Below are 18,734 nucleotides of genomic sequence, written 5' to 3' on the forward strand. Positions count from 1 at the left end.
TCAAATTTTCACTATTATAAATATATGTTTGACGCTTTTCTTTCACAAATGCTAATAGTTTTTTTGTTATTTATAGTCTGCGTAAGATTCTTTTTTGCGCAGAATTTAACAATCGACTCCTGCGCAGTCCTTGCTCCGGTTGCATTTTTTATTTCTCTCGCAAACATTTTTTTGTGGAATTTAACCATACAAAACATCTTTCTTGCAGTCCTTTCGTTCATCGTTTTTGCAACAAATTTCCGTGCAATTTTAAGACTTTTCTCGAAAGTTTTTGTCGACCGGTATTCGATTGCGTTTTCAATTTTTAGCATTTTGGAATTGATTTTAATCGTTTTTTCGGCAGTAATTTTGATTTTAAACCGTCCTGTCAAAATTGAACCAAGAAATTTCGATTCAAAAAAAACAGTTTACCGTCTAAGCGGAAGCATTTCGCACGGATTTGAACCACTTTTGTCAGGCGATTTTTTCTACAAATCAACAGGAACCTTAAAAATCTATGAACCGTTGACAAATTTTTCAGAAAATACAGTACTTGAACTTCCCGTTTCAACACAAGAATTAACGCAAAAAAAGCAAAAACCGATAATTATTTTTTGCGGAAGCGAAACTGCCGAAACTCAAGATTATGAACCTTATCTGCTTTTTTTGTCAAAAAAAGGCTTTACGGTTTTGGCGACAGATTTTTATTCGCACGACTGTCTTTATCTTCCAGGAATTTTCAATTCGCGTATTTTTAGAAAATTTATGTTTTTAAACGACAAAAATAATTTTCAAAAAAACGAAACCCTTGCAACAAAATTAAATCACACAAATTCCTACAAAGCGCTCACAAAACTTGCACAAAAACTTTATGGAAAAGATTTTCCGCTCTATTTTGTATTCGACAGCCTGGATTTTAATTCGATCTGCCAGGTTACAGAAAACGCAGGCATTCAAACCGCAGGATTTTTCAGTTTGAACACAATCCAAGAATACAAAACCCCGAAATTTGGATTTATCGAACAGACAAATATTCCTCTTGCAAAAAAATATGGACTTTCGAGAGATTCATCTCTATTTATTCCGCGCTATCTGGCAAATAAAACCGCAGAACAAATAGAATTTGAATAAAACGCAATTTCTACAGCCAATTAAAAACTCTAGACTATAAACTTTTATTCTTTTATACTTTTAATTTATGGACACAGAAAATATCGTTGTGGAATTTAAAACAAAAACTTCTCTTTCAAAAAAATTGATTCCACTTATTTTAATGCTTTTCGTAATCGTCGCAGATCAGATTACAAAGCAATTAATCGTAAAATTTATTCCGCTTACTTTTCCACCAAGTATCGGCGCTTTCTTCTTTGGTGATTTTTTAAGAATTATACACGTTTGCAATCCAGGAATTGCATTCAGCATAGGGCAGGGCTGGTCTTTAACCGCAAGAGCCTTTTTATTTCGCATAGTTCCGTTAGTTGTAATTATCTTAGTGCTTATTGTCTATTTTAGAAATGATGAATTCAGTTCACTTCAAAGATGGGCAATCGCAGGAATTGCTGGCGGCGGACTTGGAAATTTAATCGACCGTTTTTTCCGCAAAGAAGGTGTAATTGATTTTATTGATGTAAAATTCTACGGAATTTTTGGAATGGACCGCTGGCCAACATTTAACGTTGCAGATGCAGCAGTTGTAGTCTGCGGAATTCTTCTTTTAATCTCATTCGCATTTACAGTAAAAAAATCAAATTCAAACAAGGAGGCATGATAAAAACTACATCCGTGTAATTTTTATCATTACTGTTTGTTCAAGCGTTGCTTTCACAAATTTATGGGAGGAAAAAATGACAACCCACGACAGAACATTAATTTTCAATCTTTGTGTCGCACTTTTTAATATAATACTCGGACTTGCAATAGAACTCGTATTAGTTGGAGGAAGTTTTATTTTCCTCTCAAAATTTCCAGCTATTGCAAACGGAATTTCGGTAAACGTTTTGCTTCCATTTATACTTTTTGCAGGAATCATCCTCGCAATGATGCTCAGCGTAAAAACAATAAGCTGGACAATTAAAAAATTCGATTTGCAAAATAAACTTGAGCAAAAAGCAATAAAACGCTACATCCACAAAGATTTATAAAATTCTTCTGCGCCTTTTTATTCTCCTCAAAAAAGACGCAGACATTTGCAAAAAACTATCCTTATTTTTCAAATTCCTCAAACAGCAGTTCCGACAGTTTTGCATTTCCTTCCGCCTGATGTGCACCAAGCCTGTACGTTCCTGCCGTCAACGTCATTTTTTTCCCGGCAATGTCTATACTTCCTGTTTTGGTTTTCGGCAACTCTTCTGCAGAAACAGTTTCCTCCTCAAAAACCGCTTTTCCGTCTTTTGAAGCAATTGAAATTCCATATAATTTTTTTTGTGAACTTCCCAGTGTTTCGGTAACTGTCAAATACATATTTTTTTCAAGCGCAAATTCCACAAATCCCTGCTGTTCTTTATTCTTTAATTCAAGCACCGCAAAATCTTCATCAATTTTTGAACTTATACTAATATTATTTACGGTTTGAAATCCTTCATTTGCCGCCTGCTTTTGGAATCCGCCGTTTACGCCCATTTTATAATGCCCAACAACTACAAATTTTGTTTTTCCAAAATTCGGACAACCTTCTTCAAAACAACATTTTCCCGCTTCTTCCAGACTTTCATAATGAATTCCGCAATTCAAACAAAAAAAAGTGCTTTCTCCAAAGTCAATTTTTGCAATTAAATTTCCGCAATCATTCTTTTCACTTTCATCAGCTTCACTTTCAATTTTTTTAGAAACCACAGAACACGAAGAAATTTCAAAATCCACAGTCCAAATTCCAACAAAATACGTTGCATTTGTTTCTGTACTGTCAAGCTTTAAAGTTCCGCTTTCCAGACAAACAAAATCTTTTAAGGAACCGTCAGCGTAAAAAATTGCCAAATTCGGAAACAAAGAGTCATTTTCCCCAAGAATTACAGAAATTTCGTAATCATAGCCAGCTTCCGTTTTTATTTTCACAAATTTCATTTCGCTTTTAGAAAGAGCAAAATCTCCTTCTTCAACTTCAACTGGAACTGCATAAAAACTTGCAGTTGCCGTTTCTTCCGTCAAAATTTCAACTTCCCTAGAATTTTTTCCTTTAGAAACTGTTTTTCCATTTTTATCCAAAAGATAAATTTCAATTTCGCCTTCAGCATAAATTCCGCACGGAATTCCTTCAAACGTAAAAACATAATTACTTCCAGGAACATAACTTTCTTGAGAATTTTCCTCAGTTTCAATCTTCTCCGCGCAAGAAAAATCCAGCTCTTCCAACCAAACAAATTTACCTTCAGTTTTATATGCCAGTTTTACAGAATTTGTCTGAGTCGCAACAACACGGGCATTTTGTTTTGCAATTTTTACATAATCTGGAACAAAAACCGTAATTTTTGTGCTTCCGTATTCAAATTTTTCATTTTCAGCCATTTCTCCGCCAGAAGAACCATGTGAACATCCGAACAAAACCCAAACACAAACCGCCAAAGCTAAAAATTCCGTCATTTTCTTAAGATTTTCTTTTTTCATTTTTCCTCCATAATAAAAAGTTTCTGGGTGGCTTTTTGTTCCGCTAAGCTGCACAAAAATCGGGCTTTTCGGGGTTCCGCTAACGCTCCATTGGCTGCTCGCCAACGGCCTTGCCGCCCCTACAATCCCTGCCACAAACAAAAAAGCCAGTCAAAAAAACTTTTCATCTTTCTATATATTTAGTTGCGCTGAATGTTAAAAAACGACAAAAAAATTTGAAAAAAAAATAAAAAAAACTTTGTATTAGTTCTAAAAATCATTTATTCCCACTAAAAAAGCCTATTTTTATTTTTAACACAATTAAAATTTTAAAATTGAATTTCTTGTTTCTATTCCTATGGTTTAGTGATATTATATAAAAAGGTATTTTTTAACAAAAAGTTTTAACTTTAAAAATTAATGGAGAAATTTATGATTGGAAATGTAATTGTTGGACAGTCTGGCGGACCTACAGCTGTAATCAATTCATCACTCGCCGGCGTTTATCAAACCGCTAGAGATCGTGGTGCTAAAAAAGTTTATGGTATGCTTCACGGTATCAAAGGGCTTCTCGACCGACAGTATGTTGATTTGTCCCAGAAAATCCGTTCAGCAATGGAAATAGATCTTTTAAAAAGAACTCCGTCTTCTTATCTCGGTTCTTGCCGTTATAAGCTTCCTGACGTTGCCAGCGACAGAGCGACTTTTGAAAAAATCTTTGCAATTTTAAAAGAACTCGAAATTGAGTATTTCTTCTACATCGGCGGAAATGATTCAATGGACACGATTGCAAAACTTTCTCAGTATGCTGAAGAAATCAAAAGCCCAATCCGCTTTATTGGCGTGCCAAAAACAATCGACAACGATTTGGCAATTACAGACCACACACCTGGCTTTGGTTCAGCAGCAAAATTCATCGCTTCTACAATGAAAGAAATCATCCGTGACGGTCTTGTTTACGACTATCCAACTGTAACTGTCGTTGAAATTATGGGTCGCAATGCAGGCTGGCTCACTGCCGCTTCTGCACTTTCTAAATCAGAAGATTGCGAAGGCGTTGATTTAATTTATCTTCCAGAAAAACCTTTCAACATCGACATGTTCATTACCCGCGTAAAAGAAATTTCCGCTTCTGGAAAATCTGTTGTAATCGCTGTTTCTGAAGGAATTAAACTTCCTGACGGACGTTATGTTTTCGAACTCGGCCAGCATGCAGATTCGGTTGATGCTTTTGGTCACAAACAAATGTCTGGAACCGCAAGTTTCCTCGCAACAAAACTTCAGCTTGAACTCGGAGTAAAGGCCCGTGCAATCGAACTTTCAACCCTCCAGCGTTGCGCTGCCCATATTTCAAGTCGCACCGACATTACAGAAGCATTCAATGTTGGTGGAGCTGCCGTAAAAGCTGCATTTGAAGGCGAAACTGGAAAAGTCGTTGTTCTTAAGCGTGTTTCTGACGATCCATACATGTGTATTACAGAAACTGCCGACGTTCGCGACATTGCAAATGTTGAAAAGAAAGTTCCTCTTGAATGGATTTCTGGTGACGACCATGTTACAAAAGACTTGATTCACTACATTCATCCTTTAATTCAGGCAGAACTTAGTCCAATTATGGTTGACGGTCTTCCACGCCACTTGACGTTAAACTGCAACTAATTCACTTTTTTTGGGTTGACTAATACGAATTGACAGGTTCAGCGGAAAGCTCAATTTCTGCACCGAAATTCGTTTATTCAACCCAGTTTTTTTCCCATAATATTTTTCAATTTTTTGTATTCCCTTTATACATTCTTTTCGATTAGTTGCCACTAAAGTTTTATTTCAATAAAATATATAAATCATGAAAACTTCAAAATTTTATATTTCAACGCTCCGCGAAGCTCCGGCAGAAGCCGTAATCGCAAGCCACAAACTTATGCTCAGAGCAGGAATCACCCGCAAACTTGGAAACGGACTTTACACTTATCTTCCGCTGGGATTGCGCTCTCTTTATAAACTCGAACAAATAATCCGCGAAGAATGGAACAATACAGCAGAAGCTCTCGAATTTAAGCCAACAGTAATTGTTCCAGGCGACATCTGGAAAGAATCTGGTCGCTGGGAAACAATGGGTGCGCAAATGCTCAAAGCAAAAAACCGCGGTGAACAGGACATGGTTGTTTCTCCAACCGCAGAAGAAGCGTTTACGGTTATTGTTCGTGACGGCCTCAGTTCTTACAAACAGCTTCCTGTAAACCTTTACCAAATAAACACAAAATATCGCGACGAAATTCGCCCTCGTTACGGCGTAATGCGTGGCCGTGAATTTATCATGGCTGACGGTTACACAATGAACGCCGATGACGAATCTTTGGACGAATCATATAAACTCTACGAAAAAGCATATTTCCGTATCTTCAAACGTCTCGGACTCAAAATTATTCCTGTACGTGCAGATTCTGGCGCAATGGGAGGAAGCGGTTCAGAAGAATTCATGGTTGAATCCCCAATCGGCGACGACACATTGATTATCTGCCCAAACGAAAAATGTGGTTTTGCGGCAAATGTCGAAAAAGCATGGTGCGCTTCTGACGATTCTGTAAACAAAAAAGGCGAAAAACCGTCAAAAACAGATCTCCCTGTCGAAATGGTAGCAACTCCAAACGTTTTCTCAATCGAAGATATGGAAAAATTCTTTGACGAATCACCAAAAATGTTTATCAAAGCTCTCATTTACCGCGTAATCAACTCATCACTCGATATGACAGGTGCAAACGGTGCAGACAAATGGAAGAGAGTAAAAGACCCTGCTGGCGATTTTTATCCACTTTCTTATGTTTGTGTTCTTATCCGTGCGGATTTAGACGTAAACGAAGCAAAACTTGCAGCAACCCTCAAAGCATCGGAAGTTGTTCTTGCAGAAGCAGAAGAAATTCTTGAATACGCAGGCGCTCCGCACGGTTTTGTTGGTCCAATCACAGCAAAATGTCCGCTCATAGTTGATTATTCTGTCATAAAAGACGGCGAAGCGCAGATGCACGACGCAATCGCAGGTTCTGGAAAAGAGGGCTATCACATTACTCACGTTGAACCGCTCCGCGACTTTGTTCCATACATCAATGCAGACGTACGCACAGTAAAAGAAGGCGATAAATGCCCTCTCTGTGGCGAAACTTTCTATACAAGAAAAGGAAACGAACTCGGACACATCTTTAAACTCGGACACAAATACACAAAATCAATGCACGTAACCTTCCTTGCAAAAGACGGTAAACCGGCAGAACCAACAATGGGCTGCTACGGAATCGGCGTTGACCGCACCCTTGCTTCAATCATCGAAAAAAATAACGACGAAAAAGGCATTATTTGGCCAATGTCAGTTGCACCGTTCCAAGTTTGCATCGTTCCGATCAAATACAACGGAGCAATGAAAGAAGTTGCCGACACAATTTACGAAAAACTCACAAAAGCAGGAATTGAAGTCCTTCTTGACGACCGCGACGAACGCCCTGGAGTTAAATTCGCTGATATGGAACTGATTGGAATTCCTCTCAGAATTACAATTGGCGACAAAAATCTTCCGAATATTGAATTCAAACCACGTAGCGCAGCCGAAGCAGAACTTGTTCCAGCAGAAAAAGCAGCAGAAAAAGCAATTCAATTTGTAAAAGACGAACTCGCAAAACTTCAGGCATAAAATAAAAAAGCTCAAAATGCCGATTTTCAGCCTTTGAGCTTAAAAATTGTCATCAAAATAAAAAGACGGTCATTAAAAAAAGCCAAAACAGGCAAAACTAAAATGACCGTCTTTTTCACCTTTTTCAATCGAGGAAATATGAAATTCGCTCTTTCAAAAAAATCCCTTTTTTCAGTTTTGTTTTTTTCACTTTTTTCTTGTCTTTTTGCCCTTCCAGGGGTAACAAAAAAAATTCCGGATTTATCGGGACAGTTCGTTTATTACGAAGACAAAAGCTTTGAACGCGAATCATATTTCGGAATCATTTTCTACGACGAAGGAACTTACGGTCTGCGCTATTTTGCACCGTCAAAAACAGACGTCAAACCACTTTTACCAAAAAAAGACATTCAAATTCTTTTTTCTCTCGACATTACAAAAAAATACGTTGAGCTCACTGGTGAACGCATAATTTCCGCAATTTCTCCAGAAGATACAGACATAATCAATTACCTTCACGATATGCTTTACGAACTTACAGCCCGTCTCCAAAAAGCTTCTCCAAACGGTTTTATAGAAAACAAAATTACCGTTCCACAGGAATTTGAACAATTTGGCGGCCAAGTAAAAGTCAATTTCGACCCGCTCATTCCAATTTTCAATATAAAATCAATCGAAGACTCAACTGGCAAAATCGTTTTTAACCTCGTAACCGCAGGTCAACTTTCTTCTTCTTCCGACGAAAATTTCAGTGCCTTTGAAGGTCTTCCTGTAAAAACCGAAGACCAACATTCATTTTCTCCCAACAAAAAAGCCGAAAAACAAAAAATCACCTATAAAAAAACTTCCAGTTTCACTCAAAAAATCACTCTCGACAGCCAGTGGACAGCAAAAGCTGAAAATTTTTACACACTTTCAAACAGCGCAATTCTCGCTTTCGACATAATCGACCTTTCAAAAACCGATTCCGCACAAAAAACAAACATTTCCAACACTCTTTTACAAAAATTCACACTCGGCACAGACGGAACTTATCCTTATTCGCAATTGCAAAAATTAGAAACCTCAACATCCGAAACAAAAGTTTCAAACCTCTTTTTTAACGACATTTCAAAATCTTTTACGCGAGATTTCAAAATTTTAACACAACTCGACGAAAACCACCTCGCAATACTGTCATTGACAGTTTTTCAAGGAGTCTACAGCAAAAACAACAAATATTTCGATTCAATTCTAAAATCGTATTCGGCAAAATAATTTTTAAATTTTGGGTGGCTTTTTGCATCGCAAAAATCGGGCTTTTCAGGGTTCCGCCTTTCGGCTCCAGCCGCTTCCTTCACTCGCTACTCTCGTTCAGTCCAGTGTCCGGCTTCGCCGCCCTTACAATCCCTGCCACATTTTTTATTTTTAATTAAAGCTTGAACGCGAAAGCGGACTTCCAATCCAAATTCCTTCACTTCCCAAGTATTCTTTTTTCTGACCTTCAATCAAAAACTGAACGCTGTTTACCGTGCCAAATTCTGTCGCAGTATAAACAATCTGCATAAGCTGAGCCTGATAACCATCCATTCCGACCGTATTAAATTCAAATTGCTCGTTAAAATTCAAATAGGCAACACCATCACGCACAGAAGCCGACAAAAGCCTTGTTCCCTCAGGAATTAAACTTCTATAACCGCGTCCACTTTCCTGCGCATTCGGACCAGCAAGCAAAAGATTCATATTAGTCACAAGAGGCGAATCATTTTTTTCAACAGGACGCGTAATCATTTTTCTGCTCAAAGTTCCATCTTCGCCAATATAAACAAAATAAATTTTCTGATTAGTTACAGTAATAGTTTTCTTTTCAGGAGCTTTTGGTTTTTCTTCTTTTTTTATATTTGCCGGAGATTTTTCCGCACTTTTTTCTATTTTTTCCTCATTTTTTACAATCTGCGGTTTTTCTTCCGTTTTTTCGATCTTTTTTATTTCTGCGCCCGAATTTCTCTTTTTCTGGTCAGAAACACTTTCATTCGCGGATTTATTTTCATCAATTTGTTCAACCAAAGGCAAAATTTCTGTTCCCAAATTTTCTTGAGAATTCTGTTTTTTTTCGGTTTTTAATTCAATAACAGTTTCAATTTCCGGTACTTTTTTTTCTTTTACCTCATGCTTTTGAATAAATTCCGGAGTAGTTCCAAAAAGACGTTCAAAAAACCGCGTCGTTTTTAAATTTGAATATATATCGTCCTGTTTTACCAAAAACACAATTAAAAGAATCAAAAATCCAAGAATCCAGCAAGCAAATGCCAATCCTGTTGAATTTTTTCTGTTTTTTTCATTTTTTGCCATATCATCTAGTATAATTGACAGCAAATTAAAAGTCCACGCAAAGAAGCCGAAGTTTGCAGAAGCGAAAAATTTTCACAATTCCACTTGTTCCATTTTCTTTTAAACATTAAACTAATATTCGTACGAAATTTTAAATTGAGGCGATTTATGGATAAAAAAGGTGCTTTCTACGAACACAAAGAATTTGATTTAATTACTTTTGGAGAAACAATGCTTCGTCTTTCTCCTCCAGTAAATGAACTTATTTACAAAAGCGACTCTTTTAAAAAGCATGCGGGCGGAGCAGAACTCAATGTTGCCTGTGGAGTTTCTCTTTTAGGTTGCCGTTCTGGAATCATCACCCGTCTTCCAAAGAATCAACTTGGAACTTTCATCAAAAACCGCATCCGCTCATCTTCTGTCAGCGATGACTTTATCATTTGGGACGAATCTCCAGAGGCTCGTGTCGGAATTTATTTTTACGAAAATGGGGCTTATCCTCGAAAACCGACAGTTGTTTACGACCGCAAAAATTCTTCCATCACAAAAATAAAGGAATCTGAAATTCCAGAAGACATTTACAAAAAAGCAAGAATGTTCTACACGTCAGGAATCACACTGGCTTTGAGCGAAGCAACCCGTACTCTCGCAATCGACATGATAAAAAAATTCAAAGCAGAAGGAACTCAGATTGCATTTGACGTAAACTACCGCGCAACACTCTGGGACGAAGAAACAGCCCGCGAAACAATTAAACACGTTCTCCCTTATGTCGACGTTCTTTTTATTTCCGAAGAAAGTTGCCACCGCATGTTCCAAATGAAAGGAACTCTCGAAGACATGCACAGACAGTTCTGTCGCGATTATCCAAACATCCAATTGATTGCAACTTCACAGCGAGAAGTAATCAGTCCAAAAGTGCATTCATTCGGTTCTACGCTGTATTTAAAACGCTTGGACAAATTTTATCGCGAAGAACCTTACAAAGACATCGATGTTGTTGACCGCATTGGTTCTGGCGACGCTTACTGTGCTGGTGTTCTTTTTGGACTTCTTCATTACGACGATGCTCAAAAAGCGGTTGAATTCGGCAACGCAACCTGTGCTACAAAAAATACAATTTTCGGAGACCTTCCAGTTTCCGACTTCCGCGAAATAGAAGCGATTATCAAGGCTCATCAGTCAAAAGGCAAACAGTCAGAAATGAACCGTTAACAAAACTGTTCATTTTCAAAAAAAATCGGTGGTCCAAGAGCAAATAAACTTTTGACCACCGATTTTTTTTATCGATTAAATAAATTTTTCGTCCAGGCAAAATGCCAAACATTGCAATTTTTTTTATTTTCTCATTTCATACAGGACAATTGCCGCTGCCTGTGCAACATTCAAACTTTCAATAGGACGAACAGCACTTTCTCCAAAAGAACTCGTATTAGGAATTATAATAAGTTCGTCGCAATTTTCTTTTACCTGTTTTGAAATTCCGTGCTCCTCATTTCCAAGAACTATCAAAGCGGCTTTATTTGCGCTTAATTCTTTTAATTTTCCTACTGGCTGAGTTGCATTTACATCTGTGCCAAAACGAAGCATTTTTCCTTTCATCGCTTCCAGCAAACGGACAATCGACTTTACAGAATAAATATTTACATATTCCATACCGCCTTGCGCAACCCGGTACGAACTTGTTGTAATAGAAGACTGCGCTTCATCTAATGGAATAATAACGTTTTTAACACCAAAAAAAGCCGCACTTCTTACAATCGCACCAAGATTATTTGCATTGCCAACGCGATCAAGGAGTAGGGCAGACTCTTTTTCATGCAGCCATTTGCTGGTCACATCGCTGTCCAAAGGGTTAATTTCCGGCTGATCAATCATTGCAACCACACCCTGATGATGAACACTTCCGCAAAGTTTTTCTAATTCTTTTTCATCTTTTACTTTATTGTACGGAGCTTTTCTTTTTGCAAGTGATTTACATAAGTCTCCAAAAGAATTCATTCTTTCTTCGGTATAATAAAACCGCTTAATTTTCTGGGGATTTTCTTTTGCAAGTGCTTTTACAGCCTCAAAACCACAGACTGCAAGTTCTTTCTTTTGTGTATTTTTCATATATTGAATATAAATCAAATTTAAATAAAAAAAAAGCGGTACCTTTCGATACCGCTTTTCGGGTTATGCTAATTTACTAAAACTAGTAAAGAAGGTTCATTTCCTTCATCTTAGCAATACCAGCCTGTTCCCAAGCTTTTCCACCCATGTTGTTGAATTCTGCCAACCAAGCATCCCAGTTAGCTTTTGTAAGCTGACGTTTGCCTGTCATAAATTCAACTACACCCTGTTCGTAGAAACGCTGAAGGTCAGCATCTGGAAGAGGGAGAAGAGAAGCACCAATTACTGGTGTCCATGGTTTAGACTGCATTTCGCGGAGAGCCTTCAAAGAAGAAAGCTGTTTCTTTGAAACTGCTGTTGTATAAGTTGGGTAACGAGAAATAAGTTCAGCATCTGAGTTGTAGTAAACCATATTGCGGAGCTGTGTCAAAGGCTGCATTTTTGGTTTAGAGAAAGCCAAGTTCTTATCTGGAATACCGTCTTTTGTTGGTGCACCTGTTTTTGGATCGAGTACATAGTTTACACCTTCAACACCGTATCCAAGGAGGTAGTAACCTTCGTCAGAAGACATCCATTCAAGAAGACGAGCAATCATCTCTTTCTTTGTAATGGTCTTTTTAGTTCCATCAACATCTTTCCAACCTTTGATTGTCTGGTTAGCGTTTGTTTTTGCTACACAGTAGCGGCGGTAAGCCTGATCATAAACACCAGCAGCTGATTTTCCTTTTGGTCCAACTGGTGGATCAACGATAATCAAATCACCTTTAGGGAAGTTCTGATCAAATGGAGCATAGTTAGATTCTGCAAATGCAGCAGCATTCTGTTCACGGAAGATACCGAATTTTCCCTGTTTCCAAGAAGCACGGTAGTCATCCTTTTTGTAAGCTGTCCAGTTTGGATCGATAACTTTTGCATCAATGATTTTCTTGAGGAATTCAAGAGCTTCATAATATTCTGGTTTGTTGATGTTAAGACCTGCACCGTCTTTAGACATAGACCAAGTTCCAGCAACACCAAATGCACCAAACCATGGGTCAAAACGAGCACCAAGACCTTCACACATTGGCTTAAGTTCGATATAAGCACCGAGACCGTATGTATCGTTCTTTCCGTTTCCATCTGGATCTTTGAAAGTAAATGCTTTCATTACTTCAAAGAATTCATCTGTTGTCTTAGGAACTTTAAGTCCGAGCTTGTCGAGCCAGTCTTTGCGGATAAGGATACCTTCGTTACGAACGATTGTACCTGGCTGATCAAGACCATAGCAAACACCATTTACAGTAGAATGCTTGCGAGCATCTTTATCATAAAGTTTTGCAGTGCGGTTAGGCATCATTGCAAACATATCGTCTACAGGAGCAAGAAGTCTCTGTTTTGTCAAAATCTGGAAACAGTTATCGCTTACCATGAACAAGTCAGGAAGAGAGTTTGCAGCACCAGCAGCGTTAATTTTTGTATCCTGGTCAGATTCGTTTGAAGGAAGAGCTGTTACAACCAAGTTAATTCCGAGCTTTTCCTTAATAATTTTATAAGCAACCCAGTCTGCAGGTGGTGGACCAGCTTCTGTTACAGCAGCACCGTACCAAAGTTCAATGTCAACTGTACCGTCTTTGTTTACCTTCCATTTTTTTGCAGCAAAAACTGGAGAAGCAACTGTAAGAACCAAAGCGATGAGCGCGAGATTCTTGAAAAAGTTTTTCATTTTATCCTCCTTATATTGAATCGAATGAAAACAATTTTATAAATAAAAATACCCGATTTTAAAATCGCGATACCTTAATTATAGCACAAAAAATTGACCAGACAATATTTTTTTATCATCTGGTCAAGCAAATGTAGTATTAAAACTTAGCCCTTAACAGAACCAAGCATTGTACCTTTTGTAAAGTATTTCTGAATAAATGGATAAGCAATAATCATAGGAATTGCCGACATAAATACAGAAGCTGCCTTAATAGCCTGTACAGAAGCATTACCGAAAGCGTTTACTTCAACATATTCGTTCATACCAGAAGCCATCAAAATATTGCGGAGCAAGATTGGAAGTGGCTGTAAGTAAGCTTCATTCAAGTAAAGCATAGCGTGCATGAAGTCGTTCCAGAAGTTTACAGCGTAGTACAAACCGATTGTCATAATAATTGGTTTTGACAATGGAAGAATGATAGACACAAGAACATACCATTCAGCAGCACCGTCAATACGAGCAGATTCTTTCAAAGATTCAGGGATTCCTTCAAAGAAACCACGCATAATCAAACAGTTGTATGTACCAATTGCACCAGGCAAGAAGATTGAAGCCAAGTGATTTGTAAGGTGAAGATTTGTTACAACAAGGTATGTTGGGATTACACCAATGTTGAACAAATACGGAATAAGTACAAAGTAGTTAAGGATTTTACGTCCTGGAAGATCAGAAACAGACATACAATATGCCATAGGAACTGTAAGAGCGAGAGCAGTTACAACACCAAATGCCATAATCTTCAATGAGTTCCAGAACGCTGTAATAAATCCAGCGTTACCGAGCAAAGCTTTGTAAGCAGAAACATCCCATTTCCATACAGGAAGGAACATACCTTCAAAGTTTGTTCCGAGGAATGAGTTTGGACGGAAAGAAAGTGTGATTGTAGACCACATAGGGATCGCAATAATTACACCAACAAAAATAAGAAATGCATTGATACAAATATAGAATGTGCGATCACCTGCAGTAAGTTTTACTGTACTTGGTTTTGTCATTTTAGTCTCCCTTAATTACAGAAGTGAAGAATCAGCAAGTTTTTTAGTAACAGCGTTAGATGCCATTACAAGAAACATACCGATTACACCCTTGAAAATACCAACGGCAGTAGCAAGAGCAAACTTGAACTGCAGAAGACCCTGACGATATACCCAAGTATCGATAATATCGGCTACAGAATATACAGGAACAGAGTACAACATGAACATCTGGTTAAATCCAGCATCAAGAACTGTACCGAGTTTAAGAAGAACTACAGTTACAATTACTGGTTTAATAGACGGAATTGTAATATACCAAACACGCTGAACAGCAGATGCACCTTCAACCATTGCAGCTTCAAACAATGAAGGGTCAATTCCCATCAAAGCAGCAATAAAGATAATCGCAGCCCATCCCATTTCCTTCCATGCATCAGAAATGATTACAATAGCAGGGAATGTGTGAGTGTTTGTAAGAAAATCTACCGGCTCACCGCCAAAAAATTTAACAATGTCGTTTACCATACCATCACCAGGAGCCAAAAGTACAAGCAAGATACCGTACATAATAACCCATGAAAGGAAGTGCGGAAGGTAAGCAAGTGTCTGTACAACTCTACGAAGAATGTCATGCGTACATTCATAAAGAGTTACAGCAAGAATAATTGAAAGTGGAACACTGATTACGAGTTTTAACAAACTGTAAAAAATTGTGTTGCGAAGCAATTCACCAAAATAGAATGACTGGAAAAAGTCTACGAAATTACGGAATCCAATCCAGCTACTTCCCCAAATTCCATCTGCAGGCAAAAAGCTTTTAAAAGCAATCTGTCCGTTCACAATTGCACCATACTTCAAGATAGCATAGTAAACAGCTGGGATAACGAGCAGTGCATAAACAGAATAGTGTCTCTTAACATCTTTCCAAAGGTTTTTCTTCGGAGCTTTAAGAGCTGTTGTTTCTTGTGCGATCATATTTAACCTCAGTTCTTTTATAATAACTTTTTTTATATAAAATTGACAAGCGTTTTATTGGACAAAAACGAACTATGCTTAAAAAATTCTTACTGTTTTGTCCGAATTTTTCCAGGCGGAATACCGTAGACCTTTTTAAACACTCTACAAAAATATGCCTGATCCTGAAAACCAGATTTTTCTGCAATTTCATAAATTGTATCATTCGTTTCAAGAAGCATTTTTGTCGCAAGGAAAATTCTATAACGATTTAAGTATTCCCAGAGCGAAAGTCCAATTTCTTTATGGAAAATTCTCGTTAAGTAATCTTCGCTAACGTGAACAGTGTCGGCAAGCTTCCATCTCACAATCTGCTGAGAAGCATTTTTATTAAGATAAAGAATCGCTTTTTTTACCAGCGCACCTGTATGAGGCGGCATAATTTCATCACCTGCGAGAATTTCGTGAATTCTATTGTCAAACTGTTCAGAATCAGCCGCTCCACTATTACACAAAATAATTCTTGGATGAGCGCACAAAAGCTCAACATCTTCTTCAGAAGAAATTATTTCCGGCAAGACGATAATCGGCACAAGGACAGTTTTTGGATTTTTTCTGATTTTTTTGATGCTTTCTTCATCAATTGATTCAAAAACAATCAGCGAAGGTGTAATTTCTTCAAGAATATGCTCAAATTCCGCCATTGACTGAATTTTTACGCTGTTAGAATCAGTTGCCCAAGTTCCATAATTCGTACGTTTTGCATTTATAAATAAAACTGGAGCAGATTTTTGAGAACGAACCTTCGATTCAAGCATTTCAACAAAATTATGACTTATGAGTTCGTGACTGTAACACAAAATCGGCGCACGGAAAAGATTTTCGTTATGACGCAAACTGTAAACCTTTACCCATTCGTCAATCGGAGCATTGTCAGAACGCCAGTAGAGAATTATATTTTCGAGTTTATCATCAGCCAAAGAGTCAAAATTTACAACCGGCATATTGAAAATTTCCGATTTTTTTTCTTTAGAAGAAAGATTTACGACATTGTTCGAAGTTCTTTCCATTTTTACCGGCGGAAGTCCTGCAAGATTAGGCCAAGGCAAAATTATTAAAAGAGATTCATCATCAATTTTTTGAACTTCGCCGTACTGCAAAAGAATTATCTTTTCTGCCAGCAAAAATTCCGGATCTTTCCAATCGAGATGCTTTGTCTTTAAGTTGATTTTTAAACCTTCATATCCGGCAGAAAGCGACATCGCTCCTTTTCCGTCACCAAAAAAAGTAAGGAGGGCTTTTTTTAAGCGGTCAGGATCTCCGTAAACAAGCGGAAATTTCTGGTTTAAGGAAGCAACAACGCTTCCTGGCAAAACCTGACGAATGTCAAAAAGCTTTTTATCCATTGGTAAATCGTCAACTTGAGAACGGGTAAGTTCAACAAGAGTGACGGTTTTATGTAACTGAGATTGAATTTGAGAGCGAAGAAATATCAACTGTTCAGTAAGAATATCCTGATCTACAATGCCTTTTTCAATATTTCCCTGCATTTGGAATATTTTTGCAGACAAATCTTTTAAAGGATCGCAAAGTTCACTTCCAACATTTGCAAAAAACTCAGTTTTAGCAAATTCCGCTTTTTCGGCTTTTTGACGTGCCTTATCAATTTCTTTAAATAGAAGAATATTTTCTATTGTGTTTCCAACCGAAACCCTCAACCCTTCGTAAACACTTCCATCACAGTCAGAATAGCCATTTATCATGTAACCGAGAGGTTTATTTTCCATAAAAAGTGGCTGAACAAGATAAACTCCGTATTCAAAATCTTTTTTTAATTCTTCTGGAACCAAAAGTTTTGAAGAAAAAAGCTTTTCTTCGAGGCAAAGTTCGCCAGAAGGATTAAATCCACCGATATATCTTGAAGTTCCGTCTTCTTCATAAAGAACAAGAGCCGTACTTCTAATTCCGATTTTTGGCAAATAATCCGAAAGAATTTTCATTAAAGCGTCAAAATCGTGGGCAGCGAGCAGGGCGCTTTTTAACGAACTCACAATCGACGCATTTTTTTCGCTAAAAGTCCGAAGTTCGCAAATTTTTCGCTGAATCTGAGGAATTATCAAATTTACAGTGCTGATAATCTTCGTTACATATTCTTCTGGCAAAAATGTTGAATTTTTAAGAAGGCGCAATGCTTCATATAGAGTAAAAAGTTCACCATCTTTCTTAAAATACACCGTCAAACCGTCGCTCAAACGACGATAGAAATCCGACTGATTATTTTCAAACAACGCTTCAAAAAGTGGCTGTATCAGTTCCTCACGCTCTTTTTCGTCCGCATGAAAGAGTTTTGAAATCGCTTCAACAAAGTCATCACGATTTTTTATACGTTTTTTTGAATCATAAAAATTCTGAAGATGCTTTAAATTATTACAACCACAACTTTCACGGATTACAGGATATGCTGGCAAAACCGTATCTTCAACTTTTTCGCCATTCAAAAGCTGAACAAGCTTCTGATAAGCAAGAATTCCGAGTTTTTCCATTGGCATATGAACCGTAGAAAAAGAAACAGAACTTACGCGACTTTCTACAGAATCATTAAAACCGCCACAAATATAATCTTTTGGAACCTTGTAGCCGTGTTTTTCAAAATATTCAACCGAAGAAAGGGCAATCATATCACTGGCACACAAAAGAGCGTCAAAATCTTTTCCAGGAACCAAATTTCTTTCATTATAAAGCTGAACTGCACCTTTTTCGCTTTCGTACCAATCCGTATAATCAGAAATCAAAATTTCGTCTAAAATTCCAGCTTCTTTTACAGCATCAAAAAAACCGCGGAAACGATCCTGAGCCGAAGTATGATTTTTTGGACCGCGGATAAATGCAATCTTTTTTGCACCATGAACTTCAATCAAGTGTTTTGTTAATTCTTTCATTCCTTCGTAGGCATCAAAAGAAACATTTGGCGCGCCGTTAATTTTTTGACCAATAGTTACAAATGGAAGATTTTCAAATTTTTTATGAAATTCAACGCTCTTTTCGTAAGAAACGCCGTTGCTTATGCTCGAAGCCCAGCTTATCAAACCGTCAAGATTTTCCGAATTAACAAGTTTATAGATTTCGTTAAAAAGAGAATTTGCACCAGAATTGCTTAAATTGCTTCCAGGAAAAATAAAAAACGAACCTTTTTCTTGAGAAGCATAATTTGCAAGTTTAAACCAAAGCTTTAATGACGATCCAAAATGAATTGTACTCAGAGCAAAACCGATTCTTTTTCCAGACGTGCCGATATTCAAATTTTCCCCCAAAATATAATCATACGGATTTTATTATTATGTCGTTTTTTTTACAAGTGCTTTCGTTATTGTACAAAGGATTTAAAATATTTTTAAAGTTTCTGGAGCGCATTTTTTTACAA

At 37.5% G+C, this 18,734-nt stretch carries 14 protein-coding genes; 7 read left to right on the plus strand and 7 right to left on the minus strand.

What is annotated here, in order from left to right; genetic code table 11:
• The first annotated feature begins 24 nt into the window (after nucleotides 1-24).
• The 3 genes from ACT6XC_RS03070 to ACT6XC_RS03080 all read left to right on the plus strand — a co-directional run bounded on the left by ACT6XC_RS03070 (nucleotide 25) and on the right by ACT6XC_RS03080 (nucleotide 2,120).
• Entirely contained in the window at nucleotides 25-1,110 is a 1,086-nt protein-coding gene (locus ACT6XC_RS03070; RefSeq protein WP_443740755.1) for a hypothetical protein, read from the plus strand.
• A 67-nt stretch (nucleotides 1,111-1,177) separates the two neighbouring features.
• Entirely contained in the window at nucleotides 1,178-1,747 is a 570-nt protein-coding gene (gene lspA / locus ACT6XC_RS03075) for a signal peptidase II (protein ID WP_443740756.1), read from the plus strand.
• A 76-nt stretch (nucleotides 1,748-1,823) separates the two neighbouring features.
• A complete protein-coding gene (locus ACT6XC_RS03080) occupies nucleotides 1,824-2,120 on the plus strand; it encodes a hypothetical protein (RefSeq protein ID WP_443737985.1) in 297 nt (98 codons plus the stop codon).
• A 61-nt stretch (nucleotides 2,121-2,181) separates the two neighbouring features.
• Here the strand turns inward: ACT6XC_RS03080 and ACT6XC_RS03085 are convergent, their stop codons facing one another.
• Entirely contained in the window at nucleotides 2,182-3,579 is a 1,398-nt protein-coding gene (locus tag ACT6XC_RS03085) for a hypothetical protein (RefSeq protein ID WP_443740757.1), read from the minus strand.
• A 411-nt stretch (nucleotides 3,580-3,990) separates the two neighbouring features.
• Here ACT6XC_RS03085 and ACT6XC_RS03090 point away from each other — a divergent pair, with 411 nt between their 5' ends.
• The 3 genes from ACT6XC_RS03090 to ACT6XC_RS03100 all read left to right on the plus strand — a co-directional run bounded on the left by ACT6XC_RS03090 (nucleotide 3,991) and on the right by ACT6XC_RS03100 (nucleotide 8,473).
• Nucleotides 3,991-5,217, plus strand: coding sequence for a 6-phosphofructokinase (locus tag ACT6XC_RS03090; RefSeq protein ID WP_288516395.1), 1,227 nt, complete (start codon nucleotides 3,991-3,993; stop codon nucleotides 5,215-5,217).
• Nucleotides 5,218-5,401: 184 nt separating this feature from the next.
• Complete coding sequence (locus tag ACT6XC_RS03095) at nucleotides 5,402-7,237, plus strand: proline--tRNA ligase (RefSeq protein ID WP_443740758.1); 1,836 nt, start codon at nucleotides 5,402-5,404, stop codon at nucleotides 7,235-7,237.
• 138 nt (nucleotides 7,238-7,375) lie between these two features.
• Complete coding sequence (locus ACT6XC_RS03100) at nucleotides 7,376-8,473, plus strand: hypothetical protein (protein WP_443740759.1); 1,098 nt, start codon at nucleotides 7,376-7,378, stop codon at nucleotides 8,471-8,473.
• Between the two features lie 150 nt (nucleotides 8,474-8,623).
• Here ACT6XC_RS03100 and ACT6XC_RS03105 read toward each other — a convergent pair whose 3' ends face one another.
• Nucleotides 8,624-9,547, minus strand: coding sequence for a GerMN domain-containing protein (locus ACT6XC_RS03105; RefSeq protein WP_443740760.1), 924 nt, complete (start codon nucleotides 9,545-9,547; stop codon nucleotides 8,624-8,626).
• A 147-nt stretch (nucleotides 9,548-9,694) separates the two neighbouring features.
• Here ACT6XC_RS03105 and ACT6XC_RS03110 point away from each other — a divergent pair, with 147 nt between their 5' ends.
• A complete protein-coding gene (locus tag ACT6XC_RS03110) occupies nucleotides 9,695-10,741 on the plus strand; it encodes a sugar kinase (RefSeq protein ID WP_273066308.1) in 1,047 nt (348 codons plus the stop codon).
• 123 nt (nucleotides 10,742-10,864) lie between these two features.
• Here the strand turns inward: ACT6XC_RS03110 and ACT6XC_RS03115 are convergent, their stop codons facing one another.
• The 5 genes from ACT6XC_RS03115 to ACT6XC_RS03135 form a co-directional block, all read right to left on the minus strand.
• A complete protein-coding gene (locus ACT6XC_RS03115) occupies nucleotides 10,865-11,638 on the minus strand; it encodes a TrmH family RNA methyltransferase (RefSeq protein ID WP_443740761.1) in 774 nt (257 codons plus the stop codon).
• Nucleotides 11,639-11,720: 82 nt separating this feature from the next.
• Nucleotides 11,721-13,340 (minus strand): extracellular solute-binding protein, encoded by a 1,620-nt coding sequence (locus tag ACT6XC_RS03120; protein ID WP_443737978.1) that lies wholly within the window; start codon nucleotides 13,338-13,340, stop codon nucleotides 11,721-11,723.
• A 146-nt stretch (nucleotides 13,341-13,486) separates the two neighbouring features.
• Nucleotides 13,487-14,377, minus strand: a complete 891-nt coding sequence (locus ACT6XC_RS03125) for a carbohydrate ABC transporter permease (protein WP_296016250.1) — start codon at nucleotides 14,375-14,377, stop codon at nucleotides 13,487-13,489.
• A 15-nt stretch (nucleotides 14,378-14,392) separates the two neighbouring features.
• Nucleotides 14,393-15,334 (minus strand): ABC transporter permease, encoded by a 942-nt coding sequence (locus ACT6XC_RS03130; protein WP_443737977.1) that lies wholly within the window; start codon nucleotides 15,332-15,334, stop codon nucleotides 14,393-14,395.
• Between the two features lie 89 nt (nucleotides 15,335-15,423).
• Nucleotides 15,424-18,612, minus strand: coding sequence for a helix-turn-helix domain-containing protein (locus ACT6XC_RS03135; protein ID WP_443740762.1), 3,189 nt, complete (start codon nucleotides 18,610-18,612; stop codon nucleotides 15,424-15,426).
• Between the last annotated feature and the right edge of the window lie 122 nt (nucleotides 18,613-18,734).

This window comes from Treponema berlinense, assembly GCF_052273165.1.
GTDB lineage: Bacteria > Spirochaetota > Spirochaetia > Treponematales > Treponemataceae > Treponema_D > Treponema_D berlinense_A.

What these genes read in the sequence shown, in the direction of transcription:
- ACT6XC_RS03070 (WP_443740755.1), top strand. Translation starts at nt 25, where the DNA reads ATGTTTGACGCTTTTCTTTCACAAATGCTAATAGTTTTTTTGTTATTT.
- lspA (WP_443740756.1), top strand. Translation starts at nt 1,178, where the DNA reads ATGGACACAGAAAATATCGTTGTGGAATTTAAAACAAAAACTTCTCTT.
- ACT6XC_RS03080 (WP_443737985.1), top strand. Translation starts at nt 1,824, where the DNA reads ATGACAACCCACGACAGAACATTAATTTTCAATCTTTGTGTCGCACTT.
- ACT6XC_RS03085 (WP_443740757.1), bottom strand. Translation starts at nt 3,579, where the DNA reads ATGAAAAAAGAAAATCTTAAGAAAATGACGGAATTTTTAGCTTTGGCG.
- ACT6XC_RS03090 (WP_288516395.1), top strand. Translation starts at nt 3,991, where the DNA reads ATGATTGGAAATGTAATTGTTGGACAGTCTGGCGGACCTACAGCTGTA.
- ACT6XC_RS03095 (WP_443740758.1), top strand. Translation starts at nt 5,402, where the DNA reads ATGAAAACTTCAAAATTTTATATTTCAACGCTCCGCGAAGCTCCGGCA.
- ACT6XC_RS03100 (WP_443740759.1), top strand. Translation starts at nt 7,376, where the DNA reads ATGAAATTCGCTCTTTCAAAAAAATCCCTTTTTTCAGTTTTGTTTTTT.
- ACT6XC_RS03105 (WP_443740760.1), bottom strand. Translation starts at nt 9,547, where the DNA reads ATGGCAAAAAATGAAAAAAACAGAAAAAATTCAACAGGATTGGCATTT.
- ACT6XC_RS03110 (WP_273066308.1), top strand. Translation starts at nt 9,695, where the DNA reads ATGGATAAAAAAGGTGCTTTCTACGAACACAAAGAATTTGATTTAATT.
- ACT6XC_RS03115 (WP_443740761.1), bottom strand. Translation starts at nt 11,638, where the DNA reads ATGAAAAATACACAAAAGAAAGAACTTGCAGTCTGTGGTTTTGAGGCT.
- ACT6XC_RS03120 (WP_443737978.1), bottom strand. Translation starts at nt 13,340, where the DNA reads ATGAAAAACTTTTTCAAGAATCTCGCGCTCATCGCTTTGGTTCTTACA.
- ACT6XC_RS03125 (WP_296016250.1), bottom strand. Translation starts at nt 14,377, where the DNA reads ATGACAAAACCAAGTACAGTAAAACTTACTGCAGGTGATCGCACATTC.
- ACT6XC_RS03130 (WP_443737977.1), bottom strand. Translation starts at nt 15,334, where the DNA reads ATGATCGCACAAGAAACAACAGCTCTTAAAGCTCCGAAGAAAAACCTT.